Origin of the sequence: Brevundimonas sp. (assembly GCF_030704825.1) — a bacterium.
Taxonomy (GTDB): Bacteria; Pseudomonadota; Alphaproteobacteria; order Caulobacterales; family Caulobacteraceae; genus Brevundimonas.
This window is the reverse complement of the sequence record NZ_JAUYNX010000035.1, coordinates 1-18,218: the sequence shown is the minus strand read 5'-3', so window position 1 is coordinate 18,218 and position 18,218 is coordinate 1. Positions and strand designations below refer to the sequence as shown.

Below are 18,218 nucleotides of genomic sequence, written 5' to 3'. Positions count from 1 at the left end.
AAGGAGACTCCCCCATGGCGTTCGACAATCCGCTCGCGGCCGACATCTGGTCCAGCAAATACCGCTTCAAGCCGGCGGAGGGCGTCGGCGACGACACGGTCGAGCAGACCTGGGCGCGGGTGGCGGCGGCCATCGCCGAGGCCGAGCCGCCGAAGCTGAGGCGCCACTGGCGCGAGCGGTTCGCCGAGGCCCTGTCCGACTTCCAGTTCCTGCCCGCGGGCCGGATCATGGCCGGGGCCGGCACCGGCCGCGCCGTGACCCTGTTCAACTGTTTCGTCATGGGCACGGTGCCCGACGACCTGAACGGCATCTTCGAAGCGGTGCGCGAGGCCGCGGTGACCATGCAGCAGGGGGGCGGCGTGGGCATGGATTTCTCCACCATCCGCCCGTCGGGCGCGCCGGTGAAGGGCGTCGGCGCCGACGCCTCCGGGCCGCTCAGCTTCATGGACGTGTGGGACTCCATGTGCCGCACCATCCTGTCGGCGGGCCAGCGGCGGGGCGCCATGATGGGCTGCCTGCGCATCGACCACCCGGACATCGAGGCCTTCATCGACGCCAAGCGCGACCCGGTCCGGCTGAGGAATTTCAACGTCTCGGTGTTGGTCACCGACGCTTTCATGCGGGCGCTGGAAGCCGGGGCCGACTGGCCGCTCGTGTTCGGCGGGGAGACGTATCGCACCGTCCCGGCGCGCGACCTCTGGGCCCGTCTCATGCAGGCTACCTACGACGTCGCCGAGCCGGGGGTGATCTTCATCGATCGCGTCAACGAGCGGAACAATCTCGCCGACGTCGAGACCATTTCGGCCAGCAACCCGTGCGGCGAACAGATGCTGCCGCCCTACGGCGCCTGTCTACTGGGCTCGATCAATCTGGCGCGGCTGGTCAACAACCCGTTCGAAGCCGGGGCGACGCTGGACGAGGAACGGCTCGGCGAACTGACGCGCACGGCGATCCGCTTCCTCGACGACGTCATCGACGTCTCGCGCTTTCCGCTGGAGGCCCAGGCCGAGGAGGCGCGCGCCAAGCGCCGCCTCGGGCTCGGCGTCACCGGCCTGGCCGACGCCCTGGTGTTCTGCGGCATTCCTTACGGCGGCGAGACGGCGGCGGAGACGACCCGTCGCTGGCTCGGCGTCATCAAGCGCGAGGCCTATCGCGCCTCGGCCGAGCTGGCCGCCGAAAAGGGTCCCTACCCGCTCTACGATTCCTCGGTGCTGGACCGCCCCAACCTGCTGGAGCTCGATGAGGAGACCCGCGTCCTGATCGCGCGGCACGGGCTGCGCAACGGCTGCCTGACGTCGATCGCCCCGACCGGGACCACCTCGCTGATGGCCGGCAATGTCTCGTCCGGCGTCGAGCCGGTGTTCGCCTTCGCCTACACCCGCAAGGTGCTTCAGCCCGACGGTTCGAAGCGCGAGGAGGCGGTCGAGGACTATGCCCTGGCCGTTTGGAAACGGCTGCACGGCGACGCGCCGCCGCCCGCCGGGTCCTTCGTCACCGCCCAGACCCTGACGCCCGCCCAGCACCTGCGCATGCAGGCCGCCGCCCAGCAGATGATCGACAGCTCGATCTCCAAGACCGTCAACTGCCCCGAGAACATCGCCTTCGACGACTTCGCCGACGTCTATGTCGAAGGCTGGAAACTGGGCTGCAAGGGCCTGACCACCTACCGGCCCAACGCCGTCACCGGCTCGGTGCTGTCGGCCACGCCGGCCGCCGCGCCCCCGCCGACGCCGCCCGCCGAAATCCGCCTGAGCCCGCGGCCCGAGGCTCTGACCGGCTCGACCTACAAGATCAAATGGCCCGACAGTCCGCACGCGGTCTACGTCACCCTCAACGACGTCGAGGGCCCCGACGGCCCGCGTCCGTTCGAGATCTTCGTCAACTCCAAGAACATGGAGCACTACGCTTGGACCCTGGGCCTGACCCGGATGATCTCGGCGGTGTTCCGGCGCGGCGGGGACGTGTCCTTCGTGGCGGACGAATTGAAAGCGGTGTTCGACCCGCGTGGCGGCGGCTGGCTGAACGGCCGCTATGTGCCGTCGCTGCTGGCGGCGATCGGCGGGGTGATCGAGCGCCACCTGGCCCGGGACGCGGCCATCTGCGAACACGACGATCACACGGCGTTAGCGCCGGCCGAAGCCGCCGCCCGCCCCACGGCGTGCTGCCCCCGTTGCGGCGCCGGCGGTCTGGTCCGCAAGGAAGGCTGCGACACCTGTTTCGAGTGCGGTTATTCGAAATGCGGCTAGGCGGAACCGGAGGGGGCGGTCGCCGCCCCCTCCCCGTCAGTAGCGGTATTCCAGAATCAGCCAGCCCTTGTCGGCGTCGCCGAAGGCCGGGTGCTCGCCCTCGAAATGCGCCGCCTTCAGCTCGGCCGACCAGTGACGGTCGATCGGCAGGGCGACCGACAGATCCAGCTCCCGGCCCAGGTCGAAATCGCCATCGGCGTCGTGGAAGAAGTGCGCCTCGGCCGAGAGGCGAAGCGTGCGGCCCCAAGCCGGGACCCCCAGATGGCCGCGCAGGAACAGGTCGCGGACGCCGAAGGCCGGCGTGGTGGTGATCACGTCTGACCAGCCGAGGAAACCGTGGCCCGTGCCGAGCGGCGTCTGGAAGCCCGAGATTCCGTCCCCGTCGAACCGTTCATGGCCCAGGCCCGCCGACCAGAGCGGCGTCTGCAGCCCGACCGCCGCGGCCTGGAAGTCCAGCGAATAGTCGGCCGGATTGGCCCCGTTGTCGGACTGCACCGCATACTCGCCGGCCCAGGTCAGCGACAGGTCGTCAGCCACCGTCCGCGACCCGGCCAGCCGCGCGCCGATCGTGGTCGACGACTGCGCCGCGGCGTTGTCCAGATCGATGGCCAGGCCGAACGCGCTCAACCGGCCGACCGGCGTATCCGCCTCGGCCTGCAGCAGGTGGATATCGCCCCGCCAGACGCCCTGGGCGTGCTCATGTCCCAACGGGCGCTGGACCCGGTCGGCGAATACCCAGGTCAGGGTGAGGGGCTTCAGCGCCGTCGTGGTCATCCGGACCGCGTCGAATGTCTGTTCGTTCTGGCGCCAGCCGACATTGCCGACGAACCGGCTGTTGCCGACGACCAGCCGCTGGCGGCCGACGGTGAGCTCGGTGTCCGGCAAGCCGGTCCATCGCAGCTGGGCCCGGTTCAGCTCCACCGTCTCGCCGTCGGCCACCGCCGGACGGCCGGGGACCGGGTCGACCGGGGCCGTGTAGCGGTCGTCCAGCACGGCGACTCCCTCCCCCTCGATCAACAGCTGCAGGCCGTGCCTGGTTGACGACCGCCAGCCCAGACGGGCCCGGAGGGTGAGGGCGTGGGCCTGGTCGAGGAACCCCTGCTGATCCACCGTCTCGCTGCGCAGCCGCGTCTCGAACAGGATACGGGCGCCCGTGTCGTCCGCCGCCGTCTGGGCCGTGGCCGCCGCCGGAACCGCCGCGAGCGCGAGGGCCAGGGCCGCGATGCGTCTCATCGTCATGGTGTCTCTCCGGCAAAAAAGACGGCCGCCGGGGACATCCCCGACGGCCGCGAGTCGCACGCCATGCAGGCGGCTAGTGTTCCATGTGGTTGTGGGCCTCGGGCGCGCCCCGGAAGATCTCCGGGTTCTGCGGTCCAGTGACCTGGATGATGCCGGCGGCGCCGCGGTCGACGCGGCTCAGGGCATGGTCGACCATGATGTAGCTGCCGGGCACCTCGAAGGTCAGGTCCACCACCGTGGCGCCGCCCGGGGGCACCAGAACGGTCTGCACGTCGGTGATCGGCGCGCTGGTCAGCGAGGCGTCGCGGTACACCGTGTCGAAAATCTCGCCGATGACGTGGAAGCTGGAGATCTTGTTCGGGCCGCCGACGCCGAAATAGATGCGGGCGCTGTCTCCGACCTCGACCTGGAGGGCGTTGTCGCCGGTCAGGGCCTTGAAGGCGCCGTTCATGACGTAATAGGTCGGCCGTTCGTCAAGCAGGTTCCCGACGCTCTCGGTCAGCAGGCCCGGCGTGCCCTGCTCTTCCTCGGTGTAGATCTCGCCCTGCATCACGTAGAACTCATGGTCGACCGTCGGCAGGCCGCCCTCGGGCTCGACCAGGATCAGGCCGTACATGCCGTTGGCGATGTGCTGGGCGACCATCGGCGTGGCGCAGTGATAGACATAGAGGCCGGGCTGCAGGGCCTTGAAGGTGAAGGATTTGGTCTCGCCCGGGTTGGCGTTGGTCGCCGCCGCCCCGCCGCCGGGACCAGTCACGGCGTGGAAGTCGACGTTGTGCATCATGACGCTGTCGGCGGCGTTGGTCATATTGACCTCGACCGTGTCGCCGACGCGCACGCGAATGAAGGGCCCGGGCACGCGGTTGTTGTAGGTCCAGTAGGTGTAGCTGGTCCCGTCTTCGAGCTGGCCGATGACCTCGGTGGTCTCCAGCCCCACCACATGGTGGCGCGGGCTGTTGGCGTTCAGCGGCCCCGGCAGGTCCGTGGCGCGGCGGATGATGTCCGCGGCCGGAGCCGGCGGAGCGGCGCCGGCCTCCTGGGCGGAGGCGAGGCCGGGGATCGCGACGGCCATGGCCAGGACGGCGGCGCTGGTAAGGAGGGCGACGAGTTTCATGATCAATCTCCGGAGCTCTGTGCGGCCCCAATGGGAGTGATCTAGGAGTCGCCTCGGCGCCGGACTTTGCGCGGGAACAACGTTCCGGCGAGGCCGGCCGACGGCCGCGGCGGTTCCGTGCCGGACCGGATTTTTGAAGAATAAAGTTCTTATAAAACAACTTGTTGGCGGACGAGATAAACGTGTCGACGGGCTCCTCGCAGCATTCCCTAGGGGTTCATACGGAGGCGCGAAACCCCCACATCGACGCCCCGGGATCATGAGCCGGCGTCGGCGGAGTCCTTCTGACAGCCGCAGCAGCTGTCGCCGGGAATGTCGGCCCGGGCCTGCAGCCAGGCCGCTTCATGGTCGGCGCAACGCTCGACCAGCAGCCGCCAGACAGGCTCGGCGATGGCCGCGGACAGTCCGGAAACGCCGGCCGCCTGCAGCACATTGGCCAGAACCGCCTCGACCCGCTCGGGATCGCGAACCCTGGCGGGATCGCCCTTCAGCCGGGCGATGGCTTCGACGATCCGCTGCCGCCGGGCCAGGGCCTCGACGGTATGGCGGTCGAGCGCGTCCAGCTCGGCGCGGAGGTCGGCGAGTTCCCGCCGGGCGAACTCCGTCATGACGGCATGCCCACGGGCTGGAGTCCCGCTTCGCCGCGGAGATAGCCGCCGACCAGCGCCCCGGGCAGGCCCGAGGCAACCGCCCGGGCGGCAAGCTCTGCGCCGCCGATCCCGCCGTCCGCCCGGTCGCGGAACGCCCTGGCCACGGCGACCATGTCGGCGGTGTGCGGCGACAGGCGCAGGGCGGTGACGCCGGCCGCCCTCAACGCCTCCGGCGCCGCGTCGACCAACTGCACGCCATGCGACAGCGTCTGGACGCCGTTGACGGCCAGGAAGTCGCGCCCGTCCAGCGTCTTCAGCGCCAGCCCGTCGGGGTCGCGGTCGCAGATGAACTGGCAGGCGTCCTTGTGCAGGCCGTGGTGGCGGGCATGGTAGCATCGCCCCGACAACGCCAGCGGCAGTCGGCCGAAGGCGAACAGCTCGATCTCCAGCCCCGGGCAGGCGGCGGCGATCGCGGACACGGCTTCCAGCGACAGCTCGACATTGGCGCACAGCCGGACGCAACCGCGCGTCATCAGTTCGCGCGCCGCCCCCTCGTTGTAGACGTTGAGCAGGGGCCCGGCCACGAACGGCTCGGTCCGGCCCCGCAGGCCCGAGACGTCGTTGATCTCGATCAGCATCTCCTGTTCGGCCGTCAGGGCGGCGATGGCCTTGCGATCACGCTTGAGCGCCGGAAGCCCGAGCGTCGACCAGACCACCGTCTTGCCCGCTTCGGTCAGCCGATCGGCGGCGTCGGCCAGGGCCGCGTCGATCAGCGGCGCGCGCTTGCCGCACACCACCTCCCCCAGATAGACGCGGTCGACCGGCGCCTCGTCGGCGATCCGCGCGTAGAAGTCGCGGATGCGGTCGGGCGCCCAGTGAAACAGCAGGGGGCCCAGGGTCAGCTGGATCGGATCGGTCATCGCCAGGTCTTCCGGTAGGCGCCGGCGGTCTCGCGGCCGCCCTCGGCGAGATCGGTCAGCAGGCTTTCAAACGGCGCGGGGTCGGCGCCCTGGTCCAGCGCATCGATGGCCCCCCGGAAGGCAGAGGCCACCCGCGCCACATAGGCCTTGCCCCGCTGCCGACCTTCGATCTTGACCGCCGTGACGCCGGCGCGGCGCAGCGCCGCCAGCAGGCTCATGGCGTTCAGGCTGACCGGATCCTCGAACAGGTAGGACAGGCCGCCCCCGACATCGAACCGGCCCTTGCACAGGGTCGGATAGCCGGCCGGCTCGCCCGGCGCGTAGCGGTCCAACGCCAGTCCGCCGAGGCGCGATACGAGCGCCCCCTCCTCCTCGGTGTAGGTCACCGACTCGGGCGGCGAGCAGACGCCGCTGAGGTTGGGCGACCGGCCGGTGACGTAGGACGACAGGGCGCAGCGGCCCTCGGCCATGACGCACAGGCCGCCGAACACGAAGGCTTCGGTCTCCACCGCGATCTCGCGCATCAGGGCGGCGATCTCCTCGACGCTGAGGACGCGCGGCAGCACCACCCGCTTCACCCCATAGGCCTCGGCGTAGAAGGCGATGGCCTCGGGCGAACCCGCGGCCGCCTGGACCGACAGGTGCAGGCGCAGGTCCGGGTGGGCCTCCCGGGCGTGCGCCAGCACGCCGAGGTCGGCGACGATGACCGCGTCCACGCCGGTTCCCGCCGCCGCGTCGACCGAGGCGCGCCAGCGGTCGCCGGCTCCGGCCCGGGCGAAGGTGTTGACCGCCAGCAGCACCTTGGCTCCGTGGTCATGGGCCCAGGCCACGCTGTCCGTCAGCTCGGCCGGCGAGAAGTTCAGGCCCGGGAAGTTGCGGGCGTTGGTGTCGTCCCGCAGGCCGCAATAGACGCTGTCGGCGCCCGCCTCGACCGCCGCCCTCAGCATGGCGGGAGACCCCGCCGGGCACACCAGTTCGATCGACCCCATCTCAGGCCTCCGCCCCGGCCGGATGCAGCCGGTCCAGCGCCCGGGCGAGGCCCGCGTTCAGCCGGTCGCGGAAGGGCGGCCCGACGCCCAGCAGGTCGGCGAGGGTCAGTTCGGCGGCCTCCAGCGTATTGTGCAGGGCGACCACCGCCCGCGTGTCGCCATCGACGCGGATGCGTCTGGAGAAGAAGGCCGAGTCGGCGTCGCAACGACCGTCGAACAGCGCCACAAGGGTCAGCAGCGGACCGGATATCCGGGCGGCGTGGGGCGCCGCGTCGTCGTCCCGCACCACCTGGACATCGCCATATCCGCGACCGGGCCGCAGACGGAAGGCCACCGGAAAATCGGTCGGCGCGACGATGAAGATCACGTCGCCGGCCTCGCCGAGGCGGTCGAACACATCGGGCCGCCGCCGCGCCACCCGGCGCAGGGCGAGGGTCAGGAGACGCTCCACCGGATCGCGCAGGGCCATCAGGACGCCGGCGGCGGCCTTGCTCCGCGCGAATGCGGCGCGCCTTGTCCCTCCGGACCGCCAGCCCGCTCCCGAGCCGGTCACGCCGCCGCCTCCAGGCCGTCCCCGAGGCACTGGCGCACCAGGGCGATGAACGGCGGGAACAGGGCGGCGCGGAACGCCGGGGCCGCCCAGTAGGGGTTCATGAATACGCAGCGGACCAGCACCATCCCGGGAGCGTCGACGACGCCGCCGAAGCCATCGACATGGCGGGCGATCGCCGCCGCATAGTCGGGGCCGAGGGTCGTCTTCGAAACCGAGAATTCCGGCGAGTGGTGGATCCGGTCGAACAGCGCCGTGGTGCGGCGGTTGGCGCCGGCCAGGGACTCGCCCGGCAAGGCCACGGAGAAGCAGACGATGTTGGCGTCCGCGGGCTCGAGGAAGCGGACGTTCGGCACGGCGGCGCCGAGGGCGGCCTCGAACGCCTGCCGCGCCCGCACCGTCTCGGCGAGCAGCGCCCCCAGTCCCGGCGGGCCGAAACCCATGGTGCGGCCGCTCAGCCAGACCGCCGCCGCGCCGGCCGCCGACCGCGACCCCTCCAGGGTCGACGACCATTTGCCGTCGCCGAGCTCCGGCCGGTCCAGATAGGGGGCGTCGAAGGCCGAAACCGCGTAGCGGACGGTGTCCCGGGTCAGGAAGGCCCCGCAGGCGTAGGGGACGTAGCCCAGCTTGTGCGGGTCGATGGTCACGGAGTCCGCGCGGCCGATGGCCCGCAGCGCGGCGACGCTGGCGGGGGTGAGCACACCCTCGTCCGGCCCGCCCAGAATGGCGCACAGGAAGCCGCCATAGGCCGCGTCCACATGCCGCCAGATGTGCATGCCTCGCTCGGCTTCCCAGCGCTCCAGCCGGTCGTGCAGGACGTCGATCGGGTCAATCTCGCCCGTCTCGGTGGTCCCGGCCACGCCGACCGCCATCAGCACGGGGCGGCCCGCGGCCTCCGCCCGCCGGATCAGCCGCTCCAGATCGTCGACGTCGAGCCGACCTTCAGCGTCGAGATCGACCGCCCACAGCGACTCCTCGCCGAGGCCGAACAGATTGGCGGCCTTGGACCACGAATAGTGTTTGTTGCCCGGGACAAGCAGCACCGGGCCCAGGTAGTCCCGGCCGGACGCCCGGCCGATCCGCAGCCAGATGGCGGCCGGCACGCCGACGGCGCCGCTGTAGCGGCGCAGCACGGCGTCGGTCAGCCCATGCTCGTCCCAGAGCTGGCGGAACCGGTCCCAGCCCATATGCGCCGAGGCGAAGACGTCGAGGGGTTCGCCGGTCTTTTCGGCGATGTAGAGACCGAGGCTGAGCCAGTGGTCGAGCCGGTAGCGGGCCCGCCAGACGGCTTCGAAATTTGCGACCGTGCCGCCGGAGGTGAAATGGCCCTCGGCCTGAGCCGGGTCATAGCCGACCATGGCGGCCAGCATGGCGATGGCCTCGGTCTCGATCACCGTGCCGACCTTGCTGGCCTCGCGCGAGGTGTTGTTGGGATTGTGCAGCATGGCGGCCAGCCAGCCCAGCAGGGCGGGCAGGGACACCTCGGCCTTCATATGGCCGATGTAGCGGGGGGTGTAGGTGGGGGTCTCGGCCGTCAGCGCCTCGCACAATTCGGCCAGTTCGCGGGACAGGACCTCGCGCCGCTCGAGCCGCTCGGGCGACAGCCGGTCCGCGGGCCCGACCAGACACGGGTCGTCGGCGAACAGGCCCTTGCGCCAGTCGAACCATTGATCCAGCACCGCCTGGAACTCGCCCCGCACCCAGGTCTCGTTTTCCGAACGGGGGCCGGGGAAGTAGGCGCCGGCGACGACGGCGGCGTGGGATGAGTTCATGGGATCTCCTGCGGGATGGATGGCGCGGCTCCGTCGGGTCGTCGTTGTCGGCGCGCAAGCCCCGCTCAGGACGGTCGGGTCAGGATCCAGCCGCCCACGCAGGCCAGCGCGACCCCCACCGCCGCGGTGACGGCCAGGCCGGCCCCTGACGCGTGAACCAGCAGGCCGCTGAGCGGCAGGCTGGCCACGGCTACGGCCTTGGCCCCGCGCGGGATGGCGCGACGCTCCTCCCAGGCCTTCAACGGCGGACCGAGCCGGGGGTGATCCCGCAGCCATGCCTCGAGGCGCGGCGACGACCGCGCGAACGCCCAGGCCGACAGGAGAACGAAGGGCGTCGTCGGCAGAAGCGGCAGGGCCACGCCGGCGACGGCCAGGGCCGCGGCCCCCAGCCCGAGCGCCTGCAGCATCAGCCGGTCGCCGCGAGGCGCGGAGGGGGAGCAATGACACTCCCCGTGACAGGACAGGTCGGTCGGACACATCGCCGGGTCACAGCCGTTGGTGGCGAAACGGATCATGCCGGATTGGTCGCACGACTCGGCCGCCGCCGCCTTGCGCGGGCGCAAAGTCACAGCGACCGCCGCCACAGCATCGGCCCGTAGGCGGCGACGAAGCCCGCGAAGGCCAGGGCCCAGAGCGTCGCCGAAACCGCCAGCAGGACTGCGGTCCATTCGGTCAGGAAGGGAGCCGACACCCGCACCACGGCTGCTGACAGGATCAGCAGATAGATGGCCGTCGTCGAACGGTCTGCGACTCGCGGCCGGCCGGTATGACCCCGCGTGGCCCGGGTCATGATGGCCAGGGTCTCGACGCCCATCGCCCCGGTGGTCAGGGCGTGGACGCCGGCAGTGAACGGGACGGCGTCCGGAACCAGGGCGGCTAGTCCCAGCAGGATCAGCCCGAGGCCCAGCCACGCATAGCCGAGGTGCAGGATCCAGACGAGCGCCTCCCGCCGCGCCAGCCAGCCGCGCCAGCGCGCCAGCCGGACCAGATTGGCGGCGCCGGCGATGACCAGGGCCGCGCCGGTGAACGGCGACAGCGGAGCCGCGACCCAGGCGATCAGCGCCATGCCGGTCACGGCCAGCACGCCGGCGTCGAACCGGTTGAAAGCGGTCGGCCCCTTCGGGAGCCCCTGGGTCTGGGTCCAGTTCTGGGTGAAGCTGGGGGTCACCCGGCCGCCGATCAGGGCGATCAGGCCTGTGACCACGGCGACGGCGGCCCGCTCGCCGCCCGGACCGAACAGCGGGATCTGGTCCCGCAGGTGGAAGGCGATGTTGGCGGCGGCCAGCACGGACACCAGCAGGCAGACCGGCAGATTGCGCCGGTTCTTCGCCGCCAGCACCTCGCGCCAGATCAGGCCGGCGAAGACGACCAGAAAGGCGCTGTCGATCACGGCCCCGGGAACGGCCATCGACGCCGGAAGGAAGCCCGCCGCACGGCCCGCTGCCCAGAGGGCGAACAGGCCCGCCAGCTTCAGGCCCGTGACCGGCAGGCGACCGGTCCAATTGGGCACGGCCGTCAGCAGAAAGCCGGCGATGACCCCGGCCAGGTAGCCGAACAGCATCTCGTGGATATGCCAGAGACGGCCGTCCATGCCGCCGACCGTCCCGTCGCCCAGGGTCATCGACGCCACCCAGACGGGGACAGCGAGGGCGGCCCACGCCGCCGAGAACAGGAAGAAGGGCCGGAAGCCGAAACTGAACAGGGATGGGCCGGAATACCGCCGGATGGACTGGGCTGTCGTGGCCACGGGAAAAGCATCCTCTGGAAAAGAAAGGGCGGGGAGAGGCGAGCCCCTCCCCGCCCGACACGCTGGCGGCCCGTTACTCGGCCGGCAGCGCCGCCGGACTGGCCATGGGCTCGGAGACCGATTTCGGCTTGAGCCCCCCGATCACCAGCCGCGCGGCGAAGATCGCCAGGGTGACGGCCCCCGCCCCGAACACCACGTCGCCAGGAACGCGCATCCACACCAGGGTCTGGACCAGCGGCGAATGAAGCACCGCCGGAGAGCGCGCGTACCACATGCCGTGCTCGATGCTGGCGAAGGCCTGCACCACCCCGATGGGCAGCAGCGACAGGAACAGCATCATCGCCAGGCCGATGTTCAGCAGCCAGAAGGTCCAGGCCAGCAGCGTGTCGCTCCACGCCTCGCGCCGGGCCAGGCTGCGGAAGCAGAACAGCAGCAGGCCGATGCCCAGCATCCCGTAGACCCCGAACAGGGCCGCGTGGGCGTGGGTCGCCGTCGTGTTGAGCCCCTGGATGTAATAGAGGGCCAGCGGCGGGTTGATCATGAAGCCGAAGACGCCGGCGCCGAGCAGGTTCCAGAAGCCGACGGCCACGAAGAACAGGATCGGCCACTTGTAGGCCTTGACCCACGGCGCGGCCTTGGTGTGCCGCCAGTTCTCAAAGGCCTCGAAGCCGACCAGGGCCAGCGGCACGACTTCAAGGGCCGAGAACACCGAGCCGATGGCCATCACCGAGGTGGGCGTGCCGGCGAAATACCAGTGGTGGGCGGTGCCCAGCACGCCGCCGGTCATGAAGACGATGGTGCCGAACACGACCGCGACATTGGCGACCATCGGCCGGACCAGGCCGAGGCGGACGAACAGCAGGCTGATCACCGCCGTGGCGAACACTTCGAAGAAGCCCTCGACCCACAGGTGGACCACCCACCAGCGCCAGTATTCGACCATGCTGATGTGGGTGTGTTTGCCCCACATGAATCCGGCCGCGTAGAACAGGGCGATCGCCACCGTCGACAGGAACAGGATCACCAGAACGGGTTTGGCCTGGGACTTCTCCTTCAGGGCGGGCCACAGGGCGCGGGTGACCAGCAGCAGCCAGAGCAGCAGGCCGACGAACAGCAGGCTCTGCCAGAAGCGGCCCAGGTCGATGTATTCCCAGCCCTGGTGGCCGAACCACCAGTTGGTGTCGAGGTCGAAGATCTGCTGCACGCCGAACCATTCGCCGGCCATCGAGCCGAGGACGACGAAGACGAGCGCGGCCCAGAGGATATTGACCCCGAGGGCCTGGAACCGGGGCTCCTTGCCCGAGACGATGGGGGCGATGTAGAGGCCCGTGCCCAGCCAGGCCGTGGCGATCCAGAACACCGCCAGCTGGGTGTGCCAGGTGCGGGTCACGGCGTAGGGAATCCATTCCGAGATCGGAATGCCGTAGAAGTCGTGGCCCTCGACCGCATAGTGGGCGGTGATGGCGCCGAGCCCGACCTGCAGCAGGAACAGGGCGATCACGGTCAGGAAATACTTGCCCGCCGCCTTCATCGAGGGCGTCGGCTTCATGCCCAACAGCGGATCGGCCGTGGGCGGTTCGAGATGCTCGTCCTTCGGCTGTCGCGCGTGCCAGAAAACCAGGGCGGCGACGCCGAGGATCAGCAGCAGGACGCTGGCCACCGACCAGACGATGTTGGCCGGGGTCGGCACATTGTCGATCAGCGGCTCGTGCGGCCAGTTGGAGGTGTAGGTGATGACGTCGTTCGGACGCTGCGTGCCGGCGCCCCAGCTGGCCCACCAGTAGAAGGCGGCGATCTGGTTGCGGCGGCTGATGTCCGGCACGGCGTTGTTGGCGACGGCGTACTGCTCGCGCAGCGATTCCAGCGCGGGGTCGTCGCTGAACAGGGCGACATAGTGCGCCTTGACCTCGCGCATGGCCGCGGCCCGGTCGGCCGAGACCGTGATGGTGTCGGTGGCCGGATCATAGGTATTGGTGCGCATCTCGCGCTTGACCCGGGCCTTCAAGGCCGCCTGCCGCTCCTCGTCGAGGCTGACCCACGACTGGCCGAAGTCGCGCTGCGACCACATCTCCAGCAGGGCCATCGTCTCGCGGTGCAGCTGGTCGGCCGACCAGTCCGGCGCCACATAGCCGCCGTGGCCCCAGACCGAGCCGACCTGCTGGCCGCCCATGGACTGCCAGGCCAGTTGACCGGTCTGGATGTCCTCGCGGGTGAGCAGAACGCGTCCCGAGGTGTCCACGACCTGCGCCGGTATGGGCGGCGCCTGCCGGTTGATCTCCCGCCCCATCATCCCCAGCACGGCGAACGAAGTCGCCATGATCAGGGCGAGGACGATCCAAAGTCTCTTGGTTGTCATCTCGCGGTATCCTTGCGGCCGTGCGGGATGCCCCGGGTCCGGCCAGTTGAAGCTTCCATTCCGTCGAACAGGGTGCCGGGACGTTGTCGGCCGACAAACTCCGGGCTTCCCCCAGTGCGGGATGTCCCGGAGGTCACACGGCCCGCGCGTGCCGGCTCGCGGCGGCCGGCAGACGGGCGTCGAAACAGGCCGCGACCACGCGCATGACGCGGTGGGCTTCGGCGGGGATTCCGATGGTCCGGCCGGAGACCACGCACAGGCCGTCGGCCTGCAACCGGCCCGCGGCCACGATCGAGCCGTCCAGCGTCGCGTCGGCGAAGCCGTGCGCCCGGCAGACCTCCGCGACATCGACGGTCAGATCGCACATGAGGCGCTCGATCACGCTGGCTCGCAGTTCGTCCTCGGCGCCGACGGCCAGCCGGCGCGCGACGGGCAGACGGCCCGCCTCGACCTCCCGGCCCCAGACGTCGGTCGCCGCGGCGTTCTGCACGAAGCCCTCGGCGAACCGCCCGATCGAGGATGGTCCGATCGGGACCAGCACGGGAGCCGGATCGTCGGTGTAGCCCTGGAAATTGCGGCGCAATCTCCCCGATGCCGCCGCGACGGCCAGCGGATCGTCGGGCAGGGCGTAGTGATCAAGGCCGATGCGGACATAGCCCGCCGCGCGCAGCGTCTCGTCGGCGGCCTCGGCCTGGGCCCAGCGGCCGTCGCCGTCCGCGAGGTCGGCCTCCCGGATCATCACCTGATGCTTCTTCATCCACGGCACATGGGCGTAGCCGAACACGGCCACCCGGTCCGGGCGCAGGGCGACGGCCGCCACGGTGGACGTCGCGACATTCTCCGGTGTCTGGCCCGGCAGGCCGTACATCAGGTCGAAATTGATCGCGGAAACCCCGGCCTTGCGCAGCCGGTCGTTGGCGGCGGCGACCATATCGAACGGCTGGATGCGGTTGACCTTCGCCTGGACGTCGGGATCGAAGGTCTGGACGCCGAGGCTGACCCGGGTCACCCCGGCCTCCCCGCAGGCGTCGATGAAGGCCTCAGTCAGCATGCCGGGATCGAGTTCGGCCGCGACTTCGGCGCCGGGGCGCAGGGCGAAGCGGTCCGCCATGTGCCGGACCAGGGCCAGGAAGTCGTCGGGCGACAGGGCGTTCGGACTGCCGCCGCCGAAATGCAGGTGGGCGGCGCCGGCGTGCGGACCGATGGCGCCGGCCCACAGATCCACTTCCAGCATCAGCGTCTGGAAGAAGGCCCGGACCCGGTCGTACTCGTGGAAGACGCTGGTGTGGCAGCCGCAATACCAGCAGAGCCGCCGGCAGAAGGGCACATGGACATAGGCCGAGATGGTCTGGTCCGCGCGGGTGTTTCCCAGCCACTCCCGCGCCTCCGCCTCCCCGGCGGCGGTCTCGAAGGCGACCGCCGTCGGATAGCTGGTGTAACGCGGCAGGTTGCGCTCGGCGTGGGGGCGCCAGGCGGGCGGAAGGGTGCGGAGCGTCATGCGGGAACCTGGTCTGTCGTTCGTCGCTAGGCCGCCGCCTTCCATGCGGGCTGCAGTTCGACGTGCGGCGGGCAGGGCGCGATGGCGATCGGCGCGGCGCCGGCCAGTTCGTTGGCGAAGCCGTGGTTGACGTCGCGGTGGTGAGCTTCGTCGGCGCGGACCACCAGCACCACATCGCGCAGGGTGGCGTCGGCCGGCAGGTTCCAGTAGTGGCGGGCGATCGTCGGCGCGGCCACGTTCGGGCTGCGGCCCTCGTCGATTTCGGCGAGGTAGTGGGTATAGCTGATGACGGCCTCTTCCTCGAAATAGCCGACCACCCGGTGCGCCGTCTTCGCGGACACCAGATAGAGGCCGAAGAAGAACAGGTAGAAGACCCACTGCACGGCGATAACCATGAAGCGCTCGAACAGCGACGGCCGCGCCACCTCGATGAAGGTCATCAGGTGCATCCGCTCGTTCTCGGCCTCGTCCATCAGGGTGCGGATCCAGCCGTTGTCGTCCTGCATCCGGCGCAGCGCCTTCAGGTGGTTCAGGGTCGCGCCGACCATGCCGGGCACGGCGGCGACGGTTTCCAGCACCACGGCGCGGTGGCCGTAGCGCTTGGCGAAGAAGGTGTCGGCGAAGAAGCGCAACGCCTTGACAAAGCCCCAGGCGGTGCGGTCGGACAGGCCCCTGGGCGCGTGGTGGACGGACAGGTCGACGAGGGGAGCGATCATGGCGGCTTCCGTAAGCTGGAGAACTGGGGCCCGCGGCCCGATGCCGGTGAAGTAGCCGCCGCCCGCGACTGGCGAAATTCGGGTGTTTCACCTACGGGGTGTTGCGGAGGCGACGATGATCACGACCCCCACGAACACGCTTGATGTCCGCACGGCCTGGAACTGGATGCTGGCCAGCCGACACACCGGCGCGGGCCTGACGGCCGCAATCCTCGGCGCGGCGGGAGGCCTGACGCTGCGCCTGGCCCTGATCCCGTGGCTCGAACACCGGCTGACGCTTCTCTTCTTCGTCCCCGCCGTCGTCGTGGCCGCGGCCCTGGGAGGCGTGATGCCGGGCGCGCTGGCGACGGTGCTCGGCCTCGCCTGCGGCATGTACGTCACCTGGTCGGTCGGCGCGCTGAACGCTGGCGACTTCGCCAGTATCGCCGTCTTCCTTTTTCTGGGCCTGGTGATCGCCGCCGGAGGCGAGGCGTTCCAGAACATGCGGTCGCGGGCCGTAACGGTGAACCGCGACCTGAGGGCGCGCGAGGCGCACCTGCAGTCGATTCTGGCCACGATTCCGGACGCGATGATCGTCATCACCGAACGCGGGATCATGCAGTCCTTCAGCGACGCCGCCGAACGGCTGTTCGGCTGGACCCCCGAGGAGGTGATCGGGCAGAACGTCAGGATGCTGATGCCCGAACCCTATCGCGAACAGCACGACGGCTACCTCGACCGCTATCTGACCACCGGCGAGCGGCGGATCATCGGCGTCGGCCGCGTGGTGGTCGGCGAGCGCAAGGACGGATCCACCTTCCCGATGGAGCTGGCGGTCGGAGAGATGATCTCCGGGGACCAGCGCTTCTTCACCGGCTTCGTCCGCGACCTCAGTGAGCGTCAGCAGACCGAACAGCGGCTTCAGGAGTTGCAATCCGAACTGGTCCACATCTCCCGCCTCACCGCCATGGGCGAGATGGCCTCCGCCCTGGCGCACGAGTTGAACCAGCCGCTGTCGGCCATGGCCAACTATCTCAAGGGTTCGCTGCGCCTGCTTGACGCCGAAACCATCGCCCGGGAGCGCTTGCGGGACGCCATCCAGAAGGCCGGCGACCAGGCGCTGAGGGCTGGCGACATCATCCGGCGCCTGCGCGATTTCGTCGCCCGCGGCGAGGCTGAACGGCGGGTGGAAAGCCTGCCCAAGCTGATTGAGGAGGCCAGCGCCCTGGCCCTGGTCGGGGCCAAGGAACACGGCATCCGCGTGTTGTTCCGCTTTTCACCCGAGATCGATCTGGTGCTGGCGGACAAGGTCCAGGTCCAGCAAGTGGTGCTGAACCTGATCCGCAATGCGATCGAGGCGATGGAGGAGGCGAAGCGGAAGGTGCTCGAAATCCGTCTCGACCCCGCTGCGGACGAATACGCCCTGGTCACCGTGGCCGACACCGGTTCTGGCATCAGTCCGGACATCGCCGATCAGCTGTTCCAGCCGTTCGTCACCACCAAGCGAACGGGCATGGGCGTCGGCCTGTCGATTTCGCGCACCATCATCGAGGCCCACGGCGGCCGGATCTGGGTGGAGCCGAATCCGGGCGGCGGCACCCGATTCTGCTTTACGCTGCGTTCTGTAGGCGAGGAGGAACTCTACGATGGCGAATGAGCCGATCGTCCACGTGGTCGACGACGATCCCGCGATCCGGGATTCCCTGGCCTTCCTGCTGGATACGGCGGATCTGGTGTCCAGGACCTACGAATCGGCCGCGGCCCTGCTGGCCCAGGCCGACACCCTGGCCCCGGGCTGCATCGTCACCGACGTCCGCATGCCGGATATGAACGGGCTGGAGATGGTCCGACGGCTGTCCGAAATGGGGGTACGGCACCCGGTCATCGTCATGACCGGCCATGCCGACGTGCCGCTGGCGATCGAGGCCGTCCGGGCCGGGGTCAAGGACTTCATCGAAAAACCCTTCGACGACGAGGCCCTGCTGTCCTCGATCCGCTCGGCTCTCGCCGACCTTGCCGGAACCGCCGAGCGCGAGGGACAGGACGCCGAGGTCCGCGACCGCCTCGCCTCCCTGTCTACCCGCGAGCGTCAGGTGCTCGAGGGTCTGGTCGCTGGCCGCGCCAACAAGGTGATCGCCTACGACCTGGAGATCAGTCCCCGCACGGTCGAGGTCTATCGCGCCAATGTCATGACCAAGATGCAGGCGCGCAGCCTGTCGGAGTTGGTCCGGATGACCATCCTGGCCCAGTAGGCCGCGGACGGACGACCCTGTCGCAGCCCGGCGTCAGGGGTTTACCGGAGGTGACGCGGACGGTCGGCGGTGGGAGGAGAAGGTTCGACCGCCACGGGATCCATCCTGATGTACGACTACAAGGCCGCATTCCGGACCGCCGTGGAGCAGGTCAAGGGCGAGGGGCGCTATCGCGTCTTCGCCGATCTGAAGCGCGTGCGCGGCCAGTTTCCGAAGGCGATCCGCCGGCGCGAGGACGGGTCCGAGCAGG

General features: G+C 69.9%; 15 protein-coding genes and 1 pseudogene. 4 read left to right on the top strand and 12 right to left on the bottom strand.

Features of this window, described 5'->3' with window-relative positions:
• Nucleotides 1–14 precede the first annotated feature (14 nt).
• A complete protein-coding gene (locus Q8Q71_RS15245) occupies nt 15–2,246 on the top strand; it encodes an adenosylcobalamin-dependent ribonucleoside-diphosphate reductase (protein ID WP_305760452.1) in 2,232 nt (743 codons plus the stop codon).
• Nucleotides 2,247–2,282: 36 nt separating this feature from the next.
• Here Q8Q71_RS15245 and Q8Q71_RS15240 read toward each other — a convergent pair whose 3' ends face one another.
• From Q8Q71_RS15240 to Q8Q71_RS15185, 12 genes are all read right to left on the bottom strand, one after another.
• Nucleotides 2,283–3,485 carry a hypothetical protein gene (locus Q8Q71_RS15240; protein ID WP_305760451.1) on the bottom strand — a complete coding sequence of 401 codons (1,203 nt, stop codon included), beginning with the start codon at nt 3,483–3,485 and terminating at the stop codon, nt 2,283–2,285.
• Between the two features lie 73 nt (nt 3,486–3,558).
• Entirely contained in the window at nt 3,559–4,599 is a 1,041-nt protein-coding gene (nirK, locus tag Q8Q71_RS15235; protein WP_305760450.1) for a copper-containing nitrite reductase, read from the bottom strand.
• Between the two features lie 257 nt (nt 4,600–4,856).
• Nucleotides 4,857–5,207 carry a chorismate mutase gene (locus tag Q8Q71_RS15230; protein WP_305760449.1) on the bottom strand — a complete coding sequence of 117 codons (351 nt, stop codon included), beginning with the start codon at nt 5,205–5,207 and terminating at the stop codon, nt 4,857–4,859.
• Nucleotides 5,204–6,109, bottom strand: coding sequence for a U32 family peptidase (locus Q8Q71_RS15225; protein WP_305760448.1), 906 nt, complete (start codon nt 6,107–6,109; stop codon nt 5,204–5,206). Before Q8Q71_RS15225 ends, Q8Q71_RS15230 begins: the two co-directional genes overlap by 4 nt.
• The gene (locus Q8Q71_RS15220; RefSeq protein WP_305760447.1) at nt 6,106–7,098 is read right to left on the bottom strand and encodes a peptidase U32 family protein; all 993 of its coding nucleotides are present in this window, start codon (nt 7,096–7,098) and stop codon (nt 6,106–6,108) included. The genes Q8Q71_RS15225 and Q8Q71_RS15220 overlap by 4 nt, the downstream gene beginning before the upstream one ends.
• Before the next feature lies 1 nt (nt 7,099).
• Nucleotides 7,100–7,567 carry an SCP2 domain-containing protein gene (locus Q8Q71_RS15215; RefSeq protein ID WP_305760446.1) on the bottom strand — a complete coding sequence of 156 codons (468 nt, stop codon included), beginning with the start codon at nt 7,565–7,567 and terminating at the stop codon, nt 7,100–7,102.
• An 80-nt stretch (nt 7,568–7,647) separates the two neighbouring features.
• Nucleotides 7,648–9,420, bottom strand: a complete 1,773-nt coding sequence (locus Q8Q71_RS15210) for a pyridoxal-dependent decarboxylase (protein ID WP_305760445.1) — start codon at nt 9,418–9,420, stop codon at nt 7,648–7,650.
• A 65-nt stretch (nt 9,421–9,485) separates the two neighbouring features.
• The gene (locus Q8Q71_RS15205; RefSeq protein ID WP_305760444.1) at nt 9,486–9,935 is read right to left on the bottom strand and encodes a YbaN family protein; all 450 of its coding nucleotides are present in this window, start codon (nt 9,933–9,935) and stop codon (nt 9,486–9,488) included.
• 50 nt (nt 9,936–9,985) lie between these two features.
• Nucleotides 9,986–11,167: an NnrS family protein gene (locus tag Q8Q71_RS15200; protein ID WP_305760443.1), complete on the bottom strand. Its 1,182-nt coding sequence runs from the start codon at nt 11,165–11,167 to the stop codon at nt 9,986–9,988.
• A gap of 73 nt (nt 11,168–11,240) precedes the next feature.
• A complete protein-coding gene (locus tag Q8Q71_RS15195; RefSeq protein WP_305760442.1) occupies nt 11,241–13,523 on the bottom strand; it encodes a nitric-oxide reductase large subunit in 2,283 nt (760 codons plus the stop codon).
• Nucleotides 13,524–13,656: 133 nt separating this feature from the next.
• Entirely contained in the window at nt 13,657–15,021 is a 1,365-nt protein-coding gene (gene hemN, locus Q8Q71_RS15190) for an oxygen-independent coproporphyrinogen III oxidase (RefSeq protein WP_305760441.1), read from the bottom strand.
• 26 nt (nt 15,022–15,047) lie between these two features.
• Entirely contained in the window at nt 15,048–15,737 is a 690-nt protein-coding gene (locus Q8Q71_RS15185; protein ID WP_305760440.1) for an alternative oxidase, read from the bottom strand.
• Between the two features lie 115 nt (nt 15,738–15,852).
• Between Q8Q71_RS15185 and Q8Q71_RS15180 the strand changes: the two genes are divergently transcribed.
• The 3 genes and pseudogenes from Q8Q71_RS15180 to Q8Q71_RS15170 all read left to right on the top strand — a co-directional run.
• Nucleotides 15,853–17,373: a sensor histidine kinase gene (locus Q8Q71_RS15180; RefSeq protein WP_305760439.1), complete on the top strand. Its 1,521-nt coding sequence runs from the start codon at nt 15,853–15,855 to the stop codon at nt 17,371–17,373.
• A complete protein-coding gene (fixJ, locus tag Q8Q71_RS15175; RefSeq protein ID WP_305760438.1) occupies nt 17,363–17,968 on the top strand; it encodes a response regulator FixJ in 606 nt (201 codons plus the stop codon). The genes Q8Q71_RS15180 and fixJ overlap by 11 nt, the downstream gene beginning before the upstream one ends.
• Before the next feature lie 108 nt (nt 17,969–18,076).
• Nucleotides 18,077–18,218: pseudogene (locus tag Q8Q71_RS15170) on the top strand (5-aminolevulinate synthase); the annotation flags it as partial.

Excerpts from the sequence above, each read along its gene's own strand:
- Q8Q71_RS15245 (WP_305760452.1), top strand. The coding sequence starts at position 15 with ATGGCGTTCGACAATCCGCTCGCGGCCGACATCTGGTCCAGCAAATAC.
- Q8Q71_RS15240 (WP_305760451.1), bottom strand. The coding sequence starts at position 3,485 with ATGACGATGAGACGCATCGCGGCCCTGGCCCTCGCGCTCGCGGCGGTT.
- nirK (WP_305760450.1), bottom strand. The coding sequence starts at position 4,599 with ATGAAACTCGTCGCCCTCCTTACCAGCGCCGCCGTCCTGGCCATGGCC.
- Q8Q71_RS15230 (WP_305760449.1), bottom strand. The coding sequence starts at position 5,207 with ATGACGGAGTTCGCCCGGCGGGAACTCGCCGACCTCCGCGCCGAGCTG.
- Q8Q71_RS15225 (WP_305760448.1), bottom strand. The coding sequence starts at position 6,109 with ATGACCGATCCGATCCAGCTGACCCTGGGCCCCCTGCTGTTTCACTGG.
- Q8Q71_RS15220 (WP_305760447.1), bottom strand. The coding sequence starts at position 7,098 with ATGGGGTCGATCGAACTGGTGTGCCCGGCGGGGTCTCCCGCCATGCTG.
- Q8Q71_RS15215 (WP_305760446.1), bottom strand. The coding sequence starts at position 7,567 with ATGGCCCTGCGCGATCCGGTGGAGCGTCTCCTGACCCTCGCCCTGCGC.
- Q8Q71_RS15210 (WP_305760445.1), bottom strand. The coding sequence starts at position 9,420 with ATGAACTCATCCCACGCCGCCGTCGTCGCCGGCGCCTACTTCCCCGGC.
- Q8Q71_RS15205 (WP_305760444.1), bottom strand. The coding sequence starts at position 9,935 with ATGATCCGTTTCGCCACCAACGGCTGTGACCCGGCGATGTGTCCGACC.
- Q8Q71_RS15195 (WP_305760442.1), bottom strand. The coding sequence starts at position 13,523 with ATGACAACCAAGAGACTTTGGATCGTCCTCGCCCTGATCATGGCGACT.
- hemN (WP_305760441.1), bottom strand. The coding sequence starts at position 15,021 with ATGACGCTCCGCACCCTTCCGCCCGCCTGGCGCCCCCACGCCGAGCGC.
- Q8Q71_RS15185 (WP_305760440.1), bottom strand. The coding sequence starts at position 15,737 with ATGATCGCTCCCCTCGTCGACCTGTCCGTCCACCACGCGCCCAGGGGC.
- Q8Q71_RS15180 (WP_305760439.1), top strand. The coding sequence starts at position 15,853 with ATGATCACGACCCCCACGAACACGCTTGATGTCCGCACGGCCTGGAAC.
- fixJ (WP_305760438.1), top strand. The coding sequence starts at position 17,363 with ATGGCGAATGAGCCGATCGTCCACGTGGTCGACGACGATCCCGCGATC.